Origin of the sequence: Bradyrhizobium sp. CCBAU 53421 (assembly GCF_015291625.1) — a bacterium.
Lineage (GTDB): Bacteria > Pseudomonadota > Alphaproteobacteria > Rhizobiales > Xanthobacteraceae > Bradyrhizobium.
Map to the genome: position 1 here is coordinate 5175254 of NZ_CP030047.1, position 16762 is coordinate 5192015.

Annotated in this window: 17 protein-coding genes; 8 read left to right on the forward strand and 9 right to left on the reverse strand. The window is 64.2% G+C overall.

Annotation, left to right across the window (positions count from 1 at the left end; all coding sequences use genetic code 11):
• Positions 1–23: 23 nt before the first annotated feature.
• Positions 24–782, forward strand: a complete 759-nt coding sequence (locus tag XH92_RS24755; RefSeq protein ID WP_194454437.1) for an SDR family oxidoreductase — start codon at positions 24–26, stop codon at positions 780–782.
• Complete coding sequence (locus tag XH92_RS24760; RefSeq protein WP_194454438.1) at positions 779–1702, forward strand: sigma-70 family RNA polymerase sigma factor; 924 nt, start codon at positions 779–781, stop codon at positions 1700–1702. The genes XH92_RS24755 and XH92_RS24760 overlap by 4 nt, the downstream gene beginning before the upstream one ends.
• A 122-nt stretch (positions 1703–1824) precedes the next feature.
• Here XH92_RS24760 and gyrA read toward each other — a convergent pair whose 3' ends face one another.
• The 3 genes from gyrA to XH92_RS24775 form a co-directional block, all read right to left on the reverse strand.
• A complete protein-coding gene (gene gyrA, locus XH92_RS24765; RefSeq protein WP_194454439.1) occupies positions 1825–4551 on the reverse strand; it encodes a DNA gyrase subunit A in 2727 nt (908 codons plus the stop codon).
• Positions 4552–4752: 201 nt separating this feature from the next.
• On the reverse strand, positions 4753–5151 hold the full coding sequence (locus tag XH92_RS24770) for a DUF2306 domain-containing protein (RefSeq protein WP_194454440.1): 399 nt from the start codon (positions 5149–5151) through the stop codon (positions 4753–4755).
• Positions 5152–5400: 249 nt separating this feature from the next.
• On the reverse strand, positions 5401–5892 hold the full coding sequence (locus XH92_RS24775) for a single-stranded DNA-binding protein (RefSeq protein ID WP_021081257.1): 492 nt from the start codon (positions 5890–5892) through the stop codon (positions 5401–5403).
• A gap of 448 nt (positions 5893–6340) precedes the next feature.
• On the opposite strand from XH92_RS24775, the gene XH92_RS24780 reads away from it, so the two are divergent.
• From XH92_RS24780 to XH92_RS24800, 5 genes are all read left to right on the forward strand, one after another.
• On the forward strand, positions 6341–7087 hold the full coding sequence (locus XH92_RS24780; RefSeq protein WP_194454441.1) for an outer membrane protein: 747 nt from the start codon (positions 6341–6343) through the stop codon (positions 7085–7087).
• 62 nt (positions 7088–7149) lie between these two features.
• Positions 7150–7380 (forward strand): outer membrane protein, encoded by a 231-nt coding sequence (locus XH92_RS24785; RefSeq protein ID WP_371817820.1) that lies wholly within the window; start codon positions 7150–7152, stop codon positions 7378–7380.
• Positions 7381–7617: 237 nt separating this feature from the next.
• Positions 7618–8277 (forward strand): outer membrane protein, encoded by a 660-nt coding sequence (locus XH92_RS24790; protein WP_194461408.1) that lies wholly within the window; start codon positions 7618–7620, stop codon positions 8275–8277.
• 397 nt (positions 8278–8674) lie between these two features.
• Positions 8675–11647: an excinuclease ABC subunit UvrA gene (uvrA, locus tag XH92_RS24795; RefSeq protein WP_194454442.1), complete on the forward strand. Its 2973-nt coding sequence runs from the start codon at positions 8675–8677 to the stop codon at positions 11645–11647.
• A gap of 94 nt (positions 11648–11741) precedes the next feature.
• Positions 11742–12059, forward strand: coding sequence for a barstar family protein (locus tag XH92_RS24800; protein ID WP_246788582.1), 318 nt, complete (start codon positions 11742–11744; stop codon positions 12057–12059).
• A gap of 82 nt (positions 12060–12141) precedes the next feature.
• Here XH92_RS24800 and XH92_RS24805 read toward each other — a convergent pair whose 3' ends face one another.
• The 6 genes from XH92_RS24805 to XH92_RS24830 all read right to left on the reverse strand — a co-directional run bounded on the left by XH92_RS24805 (position 12142) and on the right by XH92_RS24830 (position 16221).
• Positions 12142–12513 (reverse strand): glyoxalase/bleomycin resistance/extradiol dioxygenase family protein, encoded by a 372-nt coding sequence (locus XH92_RS24805; protein WP_194454444.1) that lies wholly within the window; start codon positions 12511–12513, stop codon positions 12142–12144.
• A 212-nt stretch (positions 12514–12725) separates the two neighbouring features.
• A complete protein-coding gene (locus XH92_RS24810; RefSeq protein WP_194454445.1) occupies positions 12726–13058 on the reverse strand; it encodes a PRC-barrel domain-containing protein in 333 nt (110 codons plus the stop codon).
• A gap of 99 nt (positions 13059–13157) precedes the next feature.
• Entirely contained in the window at positions 13158–13697 is a 540-nt protein-coding gene (locus tag XH92_RS24815; protein WP_194454446.1) for an RNA 2'-phosphotransferase, read from the reverse strand.
• A gap of 120 nt (positions 13698–13817) precedes the next feature.
• Positions 13818–14756: a cytochrome D1 domain-containing protein gene (locus XH92_RS24820; RefSeq protein WP_194454447.1), complete on the reverse strand. Its 939-nt coding sequence runs from the start codon at positions 14754–14756 to the stop codon at positions 13818–13820.
• Between the two features lie 2 nt (positions 14757–14758).
• A complete protein-coding gene (locus XH92_RS24825; RefSeq protein WP_194454448.1) occupies positions 14759–15298 on the reverse strand; it encodes an SRPBCC family protein in 540 nt (179 codons plus the stop codon).
• Between the two features lie 158 nt (positions 15299–15456).
• Complete coding sequence (locus tag XH92_RS24830) at positions 15457–16221, reverse strand: AAA family ATPase (protein ID WP_194454449.1); 765 nt, start codon at positions 16219–16221, stop codon at positions 15457–15459.
• A 99-nt stretch (positions 16222–16320) separates the two neighbouring features.
• Here XH92_RS24830 and XH92_RS24835 point away from each other — a divergent pair, with 99 nt between their 5' ends.
• A complete protein-coding gene (locus XH92_RS24835) occupies positions 16321–16644 on the forward strand; it encodes a hypothetical protein (protein ID WP_194454450.1) in 324 nt (107 codons plus the stop codon).
• Positions 16645–16762 lie beyond the last annotated feature (118 nt).

A 16762-nucleotide genomic window follows, 5' to 3' on the forward strand; every position in this document is an offset into this window, starting at 1 on the left:
TTAGACAGACATGGAGCCAATAGATGAGCCTCGAGAATAAAGTCGCCGTCGTCACCGGCGGGAGCCGCGGTCTCGGCCTGGGTTTGGTTGAAGCGCTTGTTGCCGAGGGAGCAAAAGTCACGGTCGTTGCACGTGGAACGGACTCGCTCAAGGCCGCCAGCGATCGGCTCGGGGTGACGACGATCTCGGCGGATGTAACTGATCGCGCCGCCGCCAATCGAATCCTCTCCGACATCAAGCCGGACATTCTGGCGCTCAACGCGGGCATCACGCCGCGGATGGGCCGACTGGATCAGTTGAGCTGGGAGGAGTTCTCCGCAACCTGGGAAACCGACGTCAAAGCAGGTCTGTTCTGGCTTCAGGCAGCCCTCAATCTACCCCTGAAGCCGGGCAGCAGAGTGCTCGTCGGATCAAGCGGCGCCGCTGTCACGGGATCGCAGATGTCGGGCGGTTACGGCGGCTCCAAGCGAATGCTATGGTTCATGGCCAAGTATGCCAATGGTGTTTCGCAGGAATTGAATCTCGGCATCCGTTTTCAGGCCATCGTGCCGCGACAGATGATCCTGGGGACCGGGATCGGAGATGCGGCAGCTGGTGCCTATGCGGGATCGATGGGGATTACGCCCGAACAATTTGTCGCGCGCTTTGGCGCCCCCATGCCTCCTCGGGAATTCGGTGATCTGGTGATCTCAATCTTGAAAGACCCGCAATACTCCGACGGCATCGTATTCGGACTCAATGGCGATGCCGGCGTGACCGTCATGGAGGGAGCGGCAGCTTGACGAGCGGTGAAGAAGACCTTTCGAGCGCCAATCGGTGGGCCGCGCTTCTCGCACTCGCCGAAGAATTGCGGCCCGAGCTTCACCGATATTGTTCACGTCTGGTGGGCTCGGTGATCGAGGGCGAGGACGTCGTACAGGACACGTTCGCCAAGGCCTTCGTCGCCATGGAAGAAATGGTCGAATTGCCTCAACTTCGCGCGTGGTTGTTTCGTATCGCTCACAACCGTGCCTTGGATGTCTTGCGCAGCAAAGCCATCCGCGCCGCCGAGCCGATCGAGGCAGCGTACGACGTTGTCGACGGAGCAAGCCCTGATCCTGTGGAGCAGTTGATGCATCAGGAAGCGGTGCGGACAGCGGTATCGCGCTTTGCGGAGCTCCCGATTCTGCAACGTAGTGTGATTATCCTGAAAGATGTCCTCGATGAGCCGCTCGCCGATATCGCCTCGCTGCTCGGTCTGACCGTCGATTCCGTGAAGGCGCATCTTGCGCGGGGGCGCGCGCGTCTTCGCGAGATCAACGCAACCGCGTCGCGGCCGCCGGATGTCAGACCGCCCTCTGCAGCGGTCATGCGGTATGTCACCCTGTTCAACCAGCGGGATTGGGACGGGTTGCGCGCGATGCTGGCGGAAGATGTGAGGCTCAATCAATCAGCCCACCCCGTCCGGATCGGACGGATAGACGTTGGAATGTTCTTCAGCATCTACGGAAAAATGGACCGGATGCGGCTGGCGCCCGCCTGGTTGGAGGGCCGAGAAGTCATCGCGGTATTCGAGAACGATATGGAGACCAAGCCAAGCTACTTCATGTGGCTCGAGTGGCGAGGCGACGAAATTACGTTCATCCGCGACTACAGGTACGTCCGCTATATCATGGCGGACGCGGAGCTCACATTCTCAACCAGCGACGGAACGCCAGCGTGAGGAACGGTGCGTCCTGGCCAACGGCTGTTCGAAGACTGTATTCGCACCCAATTGCTCCGGGGTGAGCCTTCCGGCTCGCCCCGAGGCTCTCTCGACCGAGCCTGATCAGTTCCGCGCCTTGGCTAGCCGCCGTTGCCGTTCTCGCCGTTTTCCTCTTCCGGAATGTGCTCGACCGAGACCACGTGCTCATCCTCGGCGGTGTCGAACACGATCACGCCCTGGGTCGAGCGGCCGGCGACGCGGATGTCGGCCACCGGGCAGCGGATCAGCTGGCCCTTGTCGGTGACCAGCATGATCTGGTCGGCGTCCTCGACCGGGAACGACGCCACGAGGTTGCCGTTGCGGTTGTTGACGCTCATGGCGACGATGCCCTTACCGCCGCGGCCGGTGGTACGGTACTCGTAGGACGAGGTCCGCTTGCCGTAGCCGTTGACGGAGACGGTGAGCACCACCTGCTCGGCGGCCGACAGCTCGGCATAGCGCTCCTGCGACAGCTGGATCGCGTTCGTGGTCTCCTCGGCCTCGGTATCCGCCGGCTCTTCGCTTGCGGCCTCGCCGGCCACCGCACGGCGCATTTTCAGGTAAGCCGAGCGCTCGTCCGAGGTGGTCTCGACATGGCGCAGGATCGCCAGCGAGATCAGCTTGTCGGCCTCGGCCAGCGCAATGCCGCGCACGCCCATCGAGGTACGGCCGGTGAAGACGCGCACATCGGTGACCGGGAAGCGGATGCACTGCCCGCCGGCGGCGGTCAGCAGCACGTCGTCGCGCTCGGTGCAGATCTGCACGTCGACGATCGCCTCGCCCTCGCCGAGCTTCATGGCGATGATGCCGGAGCGGCGGACGTCGACGAAATCGGACAGCTTGTTGCGCCGGACGGTGCCGCTGGTGGTAGCGAACATCACGTCGAGATTGCTCCAGGAGGATTCATCCTCCGGCAGCGGCATGATCGTGGTGATGCGCTCGCCCTGCTCCAGCGGCAGGATGTTGATCAGCGCCTTGCCGCGCGCGTTTGGCGCAGCCATCGGCAACCGCCAGACCTTCTCCTTGTAGACCTGGCCGCGTGACGAGAAGAACAGCACCGGCGTGTGGGTCGAGGCCACGAACAGGCGCGAGACGAAATCCTCGTCGCGGGTCTGCATGCCGGCGCGGCCCTTGCCGCCGCGGCGCTGCGCCCGGTAGGTCGAGAGCGGCACGCGCTTGACGTAGCCGGCGTGCGACACGGTGACGACCATGTCCTCGCGCTGGATCAGGTCCTCGTCCTCGACCTCGCCTTCCTGCTCGACGATCACGGTCTTGCGCGGCGTCGCGAACTGCTGCTTCACCTCGGCGAGCTCGGTCTTGACGATGCCCTGCACGCGCGCCCGCGAGCGCAGGATGTCGAGATAGTCGGCGATCTCGGCCGCGAGCTTGTCGAGCTCTTCGGAAATCTCGTCCCGCCCCAGCGCGGTCAGGCGCTGCAGCCGGAGATCGAGGATCGCCCTGGCCTGCTCCATCGACAGCCGCAGCGTGCCGTCCTCGTTGATGCGATGCCGGGGATCGTCGATCAGCGTGATCATCGCCTCGACGTCGCGCGCCGGCCAGTCGCGCGACATCAGGGCCTCGCGCGCGGTGTTCGGATCGGGCGAGGTCCGGATCACCCGGATGATCTCATCGATGTTGGCGACCGCGATCGCAAGGCCGACCAGGATGTGCGCGCGATCGCGCGCCTTGCCGAGCAGGAACTTGGTCCGCCGCGTCACCACCTGCTCGCGGAACGCGACGAAGATGGTGAGCAGGTCCTTCAGATTCATGGTCTGCGGACGGCCGGAATCCAGCGCCAGCATGTTGGCCGGGAAGTTGGTCTGCAGCGGCGTGAACCGGTAGAGCTGGTTCAGCACCACGTCGGGCACCGCTTCGCGCTTCAGCTCGATGACGACGCGATAGCCGTCACGATCGGACTCGTCGCGCAGGTCGCCGATGCCTTCGATCTTCTTCTCTTTGACGAGATCGGCAATGCGCTCGACCATCGTCGCCTTGTTCACCTGATAGGGAATCTCGGTGATGACGATGGCTTCGCGATCCTTCCTGATCGTGTCGATCGTCACCTTGCCGCGCATCACGATCGAGCCGCGGCCGAGATGGTAGGCGCTGCGAATGCCCTGGCGGCCCAGGATGACGCCGCCGGTCGGGAAGTCAGGTCCGGGAATGATGTCGATCAGCTCGTCGATCGTGAGCGCCGGATTGTCGATCAGCGCCACGCAGGCGTCGACCACCTCGCCGAGATTGTGCGGCGGGATGTTGGTCGCCATGCCGACGGCGATACCGCCGGCGCCGTTGACCAAGAGGTTCGGGAACCGGGCCGGCAGAACCGACGGCTCCTTCTCGGAGTTGTCGTAGTTCGGCTGGAAATCGACGGTCTCCATGTCGATGTCGGCCAGCACGGCGAGCGCCGCCTTGGTCAGCCGCGCCTCGGTGTATCGATAAGCCGCCGGCGGATCGCCGTCGACCGAACCGAAATTGCCCTGGCCATCGATCAGCGGCACGCGCAGCGAGAAATCCTGCGCCATGCGGACCATCGCGTCGTAAATCGACTGGTCGCCGTGCGGGTGATATTTACCGATCACGTCGCCGACGACGCGGGCGGATTTCACATACTTCTTGTCCGGCGTGTGTCCCTGCTCATGCATCGAATAGAGGATGCGCCGGTGCACCGGCTTGAGCCCGTCGCGCGCATCGGGCAGCGCACGCGACACGATCACGCTCATCGCGTAATCGAGGTAGGACTTCTTCATCTCGTCGAGAATGGAAACGGGACGAATATCTGAGGGCCCCGGCGGCTCGCCGGGCTTGTGGTCGTCGTTATCGGACAAAGGGGAAATCCGGTCAGTTCTGCTGGGGAATCATATAGCCCATCGGGGGCCTGATAACCACCCTTGCGCGGCTCCGGCAAGCCGTTTTTCCCTTCGTTTTTTCATGCACTTACGGGCTTGTTGCCGGCTTCGATCGCTGCATGGCGCGGGAAGCCAATGGCGAGTGCCGAATTGCGCACGGAACGCGCGATTTCGCTTCCCTCAGTGCCCGAACACCACGGCGTGCATGATCCTCCCGGGCACGAAGGTGAACAGGCCGGCGATGACCAGCGCGCCGAAGAAGATGCCGATCATCGTGAACTTGTGGCGGCGAACGTTGTGGCTCCGCGCCGCCGTCACGCCGAGCACCAGCATGGCCAGCGAGAAGATCGACAGCAGATGGATAGGGCTCCACGGGCCCAGCAGCCGGATCTGGTGGATCCAGAACGAGCTCCCGGCGACGACCAGCATCAGGATCACCCAGATCCAGCCCAGCGTCCGGTGCGGCAGCGTGCCCTTCGGTGCGGCGAGCTGGATGGAGCCGAGCACGAAGGCGGCCATCGCGGCAAAGGCGTGGAGCGGGATCGCAGGCGCAGCGTCGAGCAATGGCGCGAGGCTCATGATGGCAGCCCTCGAGTGAAGCTCGCGGCCAGACATCACTTGCCGCAGGCCAATGTAAATATCATTTACATTTGCCTGTGTCAAAGTCCTAGGAACCCACACGGGACGCCATCAGCCGGACAAGACACTACAGACGTTTAGAGAGTTATCATCATAATTCACACGAAGATATTGCCACGACAAAACGCCACGCCGTTCCGCGAAATAATCTTCACGGAACGGCGGAGCGCTGGAACGCGCGAGCCGCGATCAGAACGGGATGTCGTCGTCCATGTCGCTGTTGCGGCTGCCGCCGCCGGCGGCGACCGCACGGCGCGGCGCCGAGCTGACCGGACCGGACGAGCCGAAATCGCTGCCGCCGTCATCGGAGAAGCTGCCGCCTCCGCCGCCCCGCCCGTCAAGCATGGTGAGGTTGGAGTTGAAGCCCTGCAGCACGACCTCGGTCGAGTACTTCTCGACGCCGCTCTGGTCGGTCCATTTGCGGGTCTGCAACTGACCCTCGATGTACACCTTGGCGCCCTTCTTCAGGTACTGCTCGGCGACCTTGCAGAGGCCTTCGTTGAAGATCACGACGCGGTGCCACTCGGTCTTTTCCTTGCGCTCGCCGGTGCCCTTGTCGCGCCAGGTTTCCGAGGTGGCGATGGAAAGATTGGCGATCGGACGGCCGTCCTGCGTCCGCCGGATTTCCGGATCCTTGCCGAGGTTTCCAACCAGGATCACCTTGTTCACGCTTCCTGCCATCGCATCATCTCCACTCAAAACCGGGCGTCCGGACATCGGCCGCCACTCTCAACCTTCGCCACTTACTTTGCAGGCGTCGTGGATGACCCTATACGCCGGAGCCGGCTCGCTGCCTTTGCCGTCGCGCGGTTTATCCACGGATATCGAGATATAGCACCGCCGCCGACAATGTTCCAGTTTTGTTCGCCACAACCAGCCGTAGAGCCCGCCGGCGCCGGTCGAGCGGCATCCGATTTCGATCCGGGGCTGCCTGCCGGTTCCACAGCACGAGAAAACCGGCGAAAAATCAATGCCTTGCAACGGCCACACTTCTTCCGCGAGTGTGGCTTTTGGGAGACGGCGCTTCCGGTTGAATCAGCGTATAGCTAGCACCCATCAGACGGGCGCTCGCGTCTGAGATCGCGCTTCGGGACCCTTTGGAAGCCGATTGGGAGCTGGGAGTTTCACGATGAAGAAGTTTTTGCTCGGTACGGTTGCCCTGATTGCATTCGCTGCGCCGGCCGCGGCCGCCGATCTTGCGGCACGCCCCTACACCAAGGCGCCGCCGCCGATGATCGCCGCCGTCTATGACTGGAGCGGCTTCTACATCGGCGTCAACGGCGGCTGGGGCTCGAGCCACAATTGCTGGGACCAGGTCCCGGGCGGCATCTTCATCGGATCGGATGGTTGCCATGATGCGACCGGCGGCGTCGCCGGCGGCCAGATCGGCTATCGCTGGCAGGCGGGCGCCTGGGTGTTCGGCCTCGAAGCGCAGGGCGACTGGGCCGACCTGAAGGGCAGCAACAACAGCGCGCTGTTCCCGGGCCTGTTCACCAACCAGAGCAAGATCGACGCGTTCGGCCTGTTCACTGGCCAGATCGGCTACGCCGTCAACAACGTGCTGCTGTACGCCAAGGGCGGTGCGGCGCTGACCGACAACCGCTTCAACACCTACTTCACGCCGACCGGCGTCCTCGCCGGCAGCGCCAGCGACACCCGCTGGGGCGGCACCATCGGTGCCGGCATCGAAGTCGGCTTCGCGCCGAACTGGACCGCCGGTGTCGAATACGACCACCTGTTCATGCAGGACAAGACCTACAACCTCACCACGCCGGCCGGCGCGCTGTTCAGCAGCATCCGCGATCGCCAGGACGTCGACCTCGTCACCGTCCGCGTGAACTACAAGTGGGGCGGCCCGGTGGTTGCGCGCTACTGATCGCGCGACTCGGATTTGACCTAAGGAAAGGCCGGCTTCGCGCCGGCCTTTTTGTGACCGGCTTGCCTGCGCAGCCGGCGCGCCGAACCATAGCCACGAATCAAGCGTGGTTCGCCGTCAACTGGTCGGCCAAGCTCGAGTACAACTACATCGATCTCGGCAAGGTCGCGCCGATCCAGTACACGCCCACACTCAACGATCGCTCGGAGTGGAAGGACACCTTCCACACCGTCAAGCTCGGCATCAACTACCACTTCAATTCGCCGGGCCCGGTCGTATCGGCGAAATACTGAGCTACCGGCGGTCGCACACGCACGTACACGACGAACACAAGAGCCGGCCGCGCGCCGGCTCTTGTGTTGCGTGCGAGCGCGCGCCACGCCTGGGCCGTTTTCCGTGCATTGTGGTTTCACGGATACACAACTTCCGAGGTTTCTATGTAGAAACACATGATCGTCACGCGACACTGCTGTGACGCTCCCTTCAACGTTTGAAGGGGACAACAAGAAAATGGGACTGGGACTTTGAAAATCAGGAATGTTTTGCTGGCCTCGGCCGGCATGTTTGCCCTCAGCGCAATTGCACCAGCAATGGCCGCCGATATGGCGGCACGCGCGCCTTACGTGAAGGCGCCGCCGCCGGCCGCGATCTACAACTGGACCGGCTTCTACATCGGCGGCTTCGGTGGCTATGCCAGCGAGGACTCCGGCAATCCGAAGATGGAAGGCGGCTTCGCCGGCGGCACCATCGGCTACAACTGGCAGGCCGGTAACATCGTGTACGGCCTCGAGGCTGACGGCGCATGGGCTGACGTCGACGCTTCGGTGAACACGCTCGGCGTCACCGTGAAGAGCAAGATCGACGCGCTCGGCACCGCGCGCGGCCGCATCGGCTTCGCCGTCGACAAGGTGCTGTTCTACGGCACCGGCGGCTACGCCTGGGTCGACAACAAGATCAGCGTCAGCGCGCTCGGCGTGACCGCCTCGCAGAGCAACTTCCACTCCGGCTGGACCGTCGGCGCCGGCATCGAGGCGTTCATCGCCCCGCAGTGGTCGATCAAGGGCGAGTACCTGTATCGCAGCCTCGGCAGCGAGACCTATTTCGGCGTTGCCTCGCCGGACCTCAACCTGCACAGCGTGCAGTTCGGCGTGAACTATCACTTCGGCGGCCCGATCGTCGCCAAGTACTAAGCTAAGTACTGAGCCGAATACTGAGATCGATCTGCGCGCAGATCGTACGGAAAGGCCGGCCTCGCGCCGGCCTTTTTGCTTATGAGTGCTTTCGAGCGAGGCCTGTCCCGGACTTGATCCGGGATCGATCCCGGTTCGCGTCGAGAAAACCGCGGCAAAACAGAAATCGAGAGCCCGTTCCGCTTCCATCGGAGCGGGAAAAGGCCCTGGCGGAACCGACCCCTGCTGACGGCTGCTGCCAACAGGCAAACTATCCGTTGATGGACGCGACTCAGCACTGGAAATTGTCGACCGTTCTTCCTACGTTCCAGTCTTCACACCCCATCGGCGCAAGCTCCCGGCATCACCGGCGATGCGCGCCCAAAAGGCGCCCGATCATGCGCCCGGAACTGTCGCAATGGATGAAGTGCTCAAGGCGAAGCGCCAACAGAACGCCGGCTCCTCATCGCGCGCCATCACGATCCGCGGCGCGCGCGAACACAATCTGAAGAACATCGACGTCGAGATTCCGCGCGACAAGCTCGTGGTGTTCACCGGCCTGTCCGGCTCCGGCAAGTCGTCGCTGGCATTCGACACCATCTACGCCGAGGGGCAGCGCCGCTACGTCGAGTCGCTGTCGGCCTATGCGCGGCAATTTTTGGAGATGATGCAGAAGCCGGATGTCGACCAGATCGATGGCCTGTCGCCGGCGATCTCGATCGAGCAGAAGACGACGTCGAAGAACCCGCGCTCCACGGTCGGCACCGTCACCGAGATCTACGACTACATGCGCCTGCTGTGGGCGCGCGTCGGCGTGCCCTATTCGCCCGCGACCGGCCTGCCGATCGAGAGCCAGATCGTCTCGCAGATGGTCGACCGCGTGCTGGCGCTCCCCGAGGGCACCCGCCTCTATCTGCTGGCGCCCGTCGTGCGCGGCCGCAAGGGCGAGTACAAGAAGGAGCTCGCCGAGTACCTCAAGAAGGGCTTTCAGCGCGTCAAGATCGACGGCACCTTCTACGAGCTGGCGGAGGCGCCCGCGCTCGACAAGAAATTCCCGCACGACATCGACGTCGTGGTCGACCGCATCGTGGTGCGCCCCGACCTCGCCCAGCGCCTCGCCGAAAGCTTCGAGACCGCGCTGAAGCTCGCCGAGGGCCTCGCGGTGATCGAATACGCCGACGCGCCCGCGGCCGCCGCCGAGGACAAGAAGAAGACCGCGAAGATCCACGACAAGAGCGGGCCCGAGCGCATCCTGTTCTCGGAGAAGTTCGCCTGCCCGGTCTCCGGCTTCACCATTCCCGAGATCGAGCCCAGACTCTTTTCCTTCAACAACCCCTATGGCGCGTGTCCGGCCTGCGGCGGCCTCGGCGTCGAGCAGCATATCGACGAGGACCTGGTCATCCCCGACAAGGAGCTGACCCTGCGCAAGGGCGCGATCGCGCCATGGGCGAAATCGTCCTCGCCCTATTACATCCAGACCCTGACCGCGCTCGGCAAGCACTACAAGTTCACGCTCGACACCAAGTGGAAGGACCTGACCAAGAAGGTCCAGAACGCGCTGCTGCACGGCTCCGGCGACGACGAGATCAAGTTCTCCTATGAGGACGGCGTCCGCTCCTACGACACCAAGAAGCCGTTCGAGGGCGTCGTCACCAACATCGACCGCCGCTACCGCGAGACCGAGAGCGAGTGGGCCCGCGAGGAGCTCGGCAAGTATTTCTCCGACGTGCCCTGCGAGGGCTGCCACGGCTACCGCCTGAAGCCGGAGGCGCTGTGCGTCAAGATCGGCGGCAAGCATATCGGCGAGATCTCCGAGCTTTCGGTGAAGCGCGCCGGCGAGTGGTTCGAGACGGTGCCGGAGGCGCTGAACGCGCAGCAGAACGAGATCGCGACCCGCATCCTCAAGGAGATCCGCGAGCGCCTGACCTTCCTGCTCGACGTCGGCCTCAACTACCTGACGCTGTCGCGCTCGTCAGGCACGCTGTCCGGCGGCGAGAGCCAGCGCATCCGCCTGGCGTCGCAGATCGGCTCCGGCCTCACCGGCGTGCTCTACGTGCTGGACGAGCCGTCGATCGGCCTGCACCAGCGCGACAATGCCCGCCTGCTCGACACGCTGAAGCGGCTGCGCGACCTCGGCAACACCGTGGTCGTGGTCGAGCACGACGAGGACGCGATCCGTTTGGCCGACTACGTGCTCGATATCGGGCCCGGCGCCGGCATGCATGGCGGCCACATCGTCGCCGAGGGCACGCCCGACCAGATCATGCGCAACCCGAAATCGCTGACCGGCAAATATCTCACCGGCGAGCTTTCGGTGCCCGTCCCCGACCGGCGGCCGCCGAACCACCGGCGCACCATCAAGGTCATCAATGCCCGCGGCAACAATCTGAAGAACGTCTCGGCCGAGATTCCGCTCGGCCTGTTCACCTGCGTCACCGGCGTCTCCGGCGGCGGCAAGTCGACGCTGCTGATCGATACGCTCTACAAGTCGATCGCGCGCAAACTGAACAACGCCAGCGAAGGCGCCGCGCCGCATGACCGCATCGAGGGCCTCGAGCACATCGACAAGATCATCGACATCGACCAGTCGCCGATCGGCCGCACCCCGCGTTCGAACCCCGCGACCTATACCGGCGCGTTCACGCCGATCCGCGAATGGTTCGCCGGCCTGCCCGAGGCCAAGGCGCGCGGCTACGAGCCCGGGCGCTTCTCCTTCAACGTCAAGGGCGGCCGCTGCGAGGCCTGCCAGGGCGACGGCGTCATCAAGATCGAGATGCACTTCCTGCCCGACGTCTACGTCACCTGCGACACCTGCAAGGGCAAGCGCTACAACCGCGAGACCCTCGAGGTGCTGTTCAAGGGCAAGAGCATCGCCGACGTGCTCGACATGACCGTCGAGGAAGCCGCCGAGTTCTTCAAGGCGGTACCGCGCGTGCGCGAGACGTTCCAGACCCTGCACCGGGTCGGCCTCGACTACATCCATGTCGGCCAGCAGGCGACGACGCTATCGGGCGGCGAAGCCCAGCGCGTCAAGCTGGCCAAGGAGCTGTCGAAGCGCGCCACCGGCCGCACGCTCTACATCCTGGACGAGCCGACCACCGGCCTGCACTTCCATGACGTCGCCAAGCTTCTGGAGGTGCTGCACGAGCTGGTCGCCCAGGGCAACACGGTGGTGGTGATCGAGCACAATCTCGAAGTCATCAAGACCGCCGACTGGGTGATCGACCTCGGCCCCGAAGGCGGCGACGGCGGCGGCGAAATCGTCGCCTGGGGCCCGCCCGAGGACATCGTCAAGGCGCCGCGCAGCTATACGGGCAAGTTTTTGGCACCGGTGCTGAAGAAGGCGAACAGCAAGCCGAGGAAGAGCTCAGCGAGCGAGGCGGCGGAGTGACATTGGTAGGGTGAGCGAGCCGCAAACAAGCTTCGCGTTCGGAGATGACAGCGCTCCGCACACCGCTGCGGCGCGCGCAAACATTCCCGAAAACGTGACAAGCAAAGCAGCGCTCTTGGCTACGCTCGCAGCGCAGCTCCGATTCCCCGATTACTTTGGCAACACTTGGGATGCATTCGAGGAATGTATTCGCGATCTCTCATGGTTGCCCCGCGGTCCCGTATTCGTAACGCATACGGACGTACCCCTGATTAGCGACGTGTCGAACGCCATGACCTATGTGGCAATTCTGAATGACGCTGTCTGCAAGATGTCGCGACCGGCGGACCATCCGCTTTCAGTCGCATTTCCACCCCAGTATCACGACCAGGTCATGTGGTTGCTTCGAGCGGACCAAGCCCGTCGCACGTAGCGCGTAGGATGGGTAGAGCGAAGCGAAACCCATCGACTCATCTCGCGGCCCGAACGATGGGTATCGCTTCGCTCCACCCATCCTACGGATTTCCTCGGTAAGTGGCTATCTGCCAGACGTTTGCCCAGGAATCCCGGACCGTCGCTCGCCTGTCGCCATAGGGCGTATCGGCAGGTGCCTCGATCGATTCAGCACCGGCCGCTATCGCCCGCCGATAGGTCTCGTCCGCGTCCTCGACGTAGACATAGAGAAAGGCCGGCATGGCCCCGCGGACGCCTCCGCCGTCGCTGATCAGGATGATCGAGTCTCCGATGCGCATTTCCGTTGGCGCGCCGGAGCGGACGTCGCCTTCCGCACCGAAAACGTCTTTCAGGAAGCCGGCCAAACCGGCGAGATCGCGCGTGACAATTCTCGGTATCACGGAAGGCCAGCCGGCGGGCTTGAATTGGGGCATGGGTCTGCCTTTGACGAAGCGACGATGGTGCGTGCTGATGAAAGCTACCAGAAGCGCAGGAGCAAGTAGACCGGATGAGCGAAGCGATATCCGGGACTGTCGGCCGAACAAGTGGATGGCTCCCGCATCTCTCTGAGCCTGTCATCGGGCGCGTGTTCGCGCGACCCGTTGGCTCATGCGGGATACGATGACTGGAGCAGCCCACTCCCGCCCTACACCGCCCAATAATTCGGGTGCGTGTACGCGTGCGAGCGGTCGCCCCAGTCGAATTCGTCGCCGTCGAACTCGGACGGGCCGGTGCGCAGATCGTCCAGCGTCACCTCGGCCTCGAAGGCCTGGCGCGCGGGATCGAATTTCAAGGCCGTCCATTTGACGGGATAATGGTGGTGAGTGCTGAGCACGCCACCAGTCTTGATCACGGCGTAGGCCACCGTGCCGCTCACCTTGTCGAGCATCAGCCGCTCGATCGAGCCGAGCTTCGTGCCGTCGCGTCCGAACACGCAGACATGCTCGACGCGGTCGCTGGGCACCAAGGTATGATGCATGGCATCCTCCCTGTTTTCCCTTGTTCGGCCGGGATTATAGCACCTGCGCGTCCCAATGTGCACAGGTCGTCGGGCGAATTGGCGAAGCGTAATCCGCCGTCACTGCCCGAGAAACTCCGGCGGCACCCGGTCGGTCAGCCATACCCCGTTGTCCGCCCGGTAAAACTTGAATCCCTTGCCGTGCATGGCACCTGCATCGACCTTGAAAATGTGGGGCTTGCCGTGACGCTGACCGACGCGCACGGCTGTCGCTTCATCGGCGGACAGATGCACCTGCTGGCGTGCCTGCGGCTTCAGGCCTTCCACCAGGATCGCATCGACAAACCGCGTCGCGGTCCCGTGATACAGGATCGACGGCGGCTGTTGCGGCGGCAGACCCAGCTGCACCGATACCGAGTGCCCCTGCGCGGCACGGATGTCGCGGCCATCGGCCGAGATCGAAAACCGCTTCTTGTCGCTGGCCGCGGCGACATCGAGCAGGTCAGCCCGGCTAAACCGCGTTCCGGCCGCGTTGGCTTTCTCAACCAGTTCATCAATGTTGGCCCAGCCGTCAGCGCTGAGCGTCAAGCCGATCTCGTCGGGCTTGTGCCGCAGCACGAAGCTCAAGAACTTGCTGAGCTGGATTTGATCGATCGGCATCGGGTGTGGTCCTGTCCGGCTGACTTATACCCAAGGCCAAACGTGACGAGCAAGTCACCCGGCAAGCGAAGAAATCGTAGCGGTGGGTGACGCGTCGCTAGCCCGCCCTGCGCAGCACACCTACTCCGTCCTTCTCAGAAACACCCCGAACGCCCTTGGGCTGTCGCCGACCTTGACCTCGCCAATCACCTTCAGCTCGGCGGCGTCGATCACGGAGAGCGTATTGCTCTCCCAGTTCGCGACCACCACCTGCTTGCCGTCGGCCGTGGCCTCGATGCCTTCGGGGTAATCGCCGACACTGATCCGCTTCACGGGCTGCAATGTCGCGAGGTCGAACACGCTGACCTTGCCGTCATACTGGTCGGTGACGAAGCCGCGGCCCTGCGCCAGCGCCACCGCATAGGGACGCAGGCCGACGTGGACGCGGCCGATCTCGCGCGCGGCCGCGATGTCGATCACCGAGACGTCGTTGGAGCCGACATTGGCGGTGTAGGCGCGCCTGCCCTCTGCATCGACGGTGACGCCGAACGGACGGGAGCCGACCTTCACGATCCCTCGCCGCTCCCGCGTGCCAGTGTCGATGATCGACACGCTGTCGTCGTCGCGGTCGGCCGAGAGCAGCCGCCGCCCGTCCGGCGTCACGGCAAGCCCGGACGGCGAAGCGCCGACCGCAAGATTGGCCACGACACGCTGCTCCCTGGCATCGATCACCCGCACCGCGGCGGCGTACCAGTCGGCGACATAGACCGTCGCGCCGTCGGGCGCCACGGCAATGCCGAGCGGCCCGCCGCCGACGTCGACCCGGCCGACCACCTTGCGCGTTGACGCGTCGACCACCGTGACCGCCTTGGCATCCGGGCTCGTCACATAGGCGAAGCGGCCGTCATTGCTGACAGCGACACCCGCGGGCTTGCCGCCGATCGGGATCGTTGCCACCGGCTTCGAGCTCGCAAGATCGACCACCGTCAGGTCGTCGCTGAGCTGGTTGGTGACGAACGCCTCCTCGGCCCGCGCGGCGCCGAGGCCGGCGAGCAGCGCCAGCAGCGCGATCGCGCGCATGCTCAGCTGCCGCTCTCGATCTTCTTCTTCAGCGCCGCCAGCCCGCCCCGGTAGAGCTCGCTCACCGCCTTCACGGCGGCCTCGTCGTTCAGCTCCGGCGGCGGATCGTTGTTCGGAAAGCCGCGGTAGAAGGCGCCGGCCCATTCCAGCTTCGCCTTGCCGCCCGGCGCCGGCGACACCGACAGGGTCGAGGAATAATTGGTGACCGGCAGCACCTTCACGTCGACCGCGGTGATCCGGTACGAATAGCTCATCATCTCGGGCTCGTATTTGTAGAGCTCCTCGTCGATGGTAATGCCAGGTGCCAGGGTCAGCCGCCGCGTGGCGCCGATCTCGTTGCCCTTCTCGCCCTCGGTCTTTGCGACACCGGCAAGCCAGCTCATGTCCTGGAAATTGCCGATCACCGCCCACACCTTGGCCTGCGGCGCATCGATCTCGATGGATTCCCGTACCTTCTGGCGGGTCGGCCCATGGGCCCAGGCGGCCCCCAACACGGTCAATGCCGCCGCCACCACGAAAGTCCGTGCGATCGTCCGCCTCATCCTTGGTCCTCTCCCGATGCCTGTCGGCCCTGCGCCGCCGGGCGCATGCCGCAGTTTATGATTGGAGGTTCTAGCCTAGACCGGCGACCTGTTTCTTGCACCAGAGCGAAGTCGCCGCCGCCGGCTTCCCCGGGAGGCAAGCCTGCCGGGCAGCGGCTTCAGTCCTCGATCGCCGCCTCGACGAACCCCTTGGGGTCGTCGCAGAACTCGCGCATCAGCCGGTAGTGATCGGTGTCCTTGAGGCCCACCGGCTCCAGCCCATATTTGGTAACCCGCAACAGCGTCGCGTTCGGATACGCCATCAGCACCGGCGCGTGGGTCGCCATGATCACCTGGCAGTGGCCGGTGCCGTTCATCCGGTGCAACAATTTGAGGAATTCGATCTGCCGCGACGGCGACAGCGCAGATTCCGGCTCGTCGAAGATGAAGATGCCCTGCCGCTGGCACCGCTCGTTGAAGAAGCGCAGGAACCCCTCGCCGTGGGAATAGGACAGGAAGTTCGGCGGCACGTCTCCGACATCCAGCGCGGCCTCGTCGACATAGCGCGCCACCGAGAAAAAGCTCTCGGCGCGGAAGAACCAGCCATTCGTGATCTTAGGTAGCCAGCTGGCACGCAGCGCCGACGCAAGTGAGCCGCCCATCTTCTCAACGGCATTGCCGTGGTCGACCGCGCGATAGCCCTTGCCGCCGCCGGCATCGTCATAGCCGGCCATCACCGCGATGCCCTCCAGCAGCGTCGACTTGCCGGTGCCGTTCTCGCCGACGATGATGGTGATCGCCTTGTCGAAGCTGAGTTCGAATTCGTCGCGCAGCAGCGGCAGCACGAACGGATATGCGTTGCGATCGGGAATGCGCGCGGGATCGAGCCAGACGCGCCTCAGGTACGGCGCGGGCATGTTGATCGGGCGGCTTCGTCTGGCCATATGCGCAAATCCGGGGAAACAACGGCGGGTGGCACAGTTTATGATCCCAGCCCGTCACAATCCTAGATGACGTGATATCCGATACCCCGCAAGGCCGACATGCCCAGCAAGGCTTACGGATTCTTCCGCAAGGCGATCCTCACCGAGCAGCAGGCGGTCTGCAGCTATGACGGCCGCCCGCGCCAGGTCTGCCCGCATATCATCGGCCACAACAAGAGCGGCGAAGAGGTCGTGCTGGCCTGGCAGTTCGCCGGCGAGAGCTCGGGCAGTCTGCCGCAATGGCGCTGCCTGCACCTCGCCAATGTCAGCGACGTCAGCCTGCGCAAGGGCCCCTGGTACGAAGGCGGCTCGCACCGCACCGGGCAGACCTGCGTCAGCGCCATCGACCTCGACATCAACATCCATGTCCGCAAGCGGCGGTGAGCGGGCCCTAGCGCCGCGACAAAGCGAAACTGCGTCCACCACCACAACTGTCATCGCCCGGCTCGACCGGGTCCAGTACGCCGCGGCCTCTCGGCTCAAGCAGCGGCGTCTCTGGAAT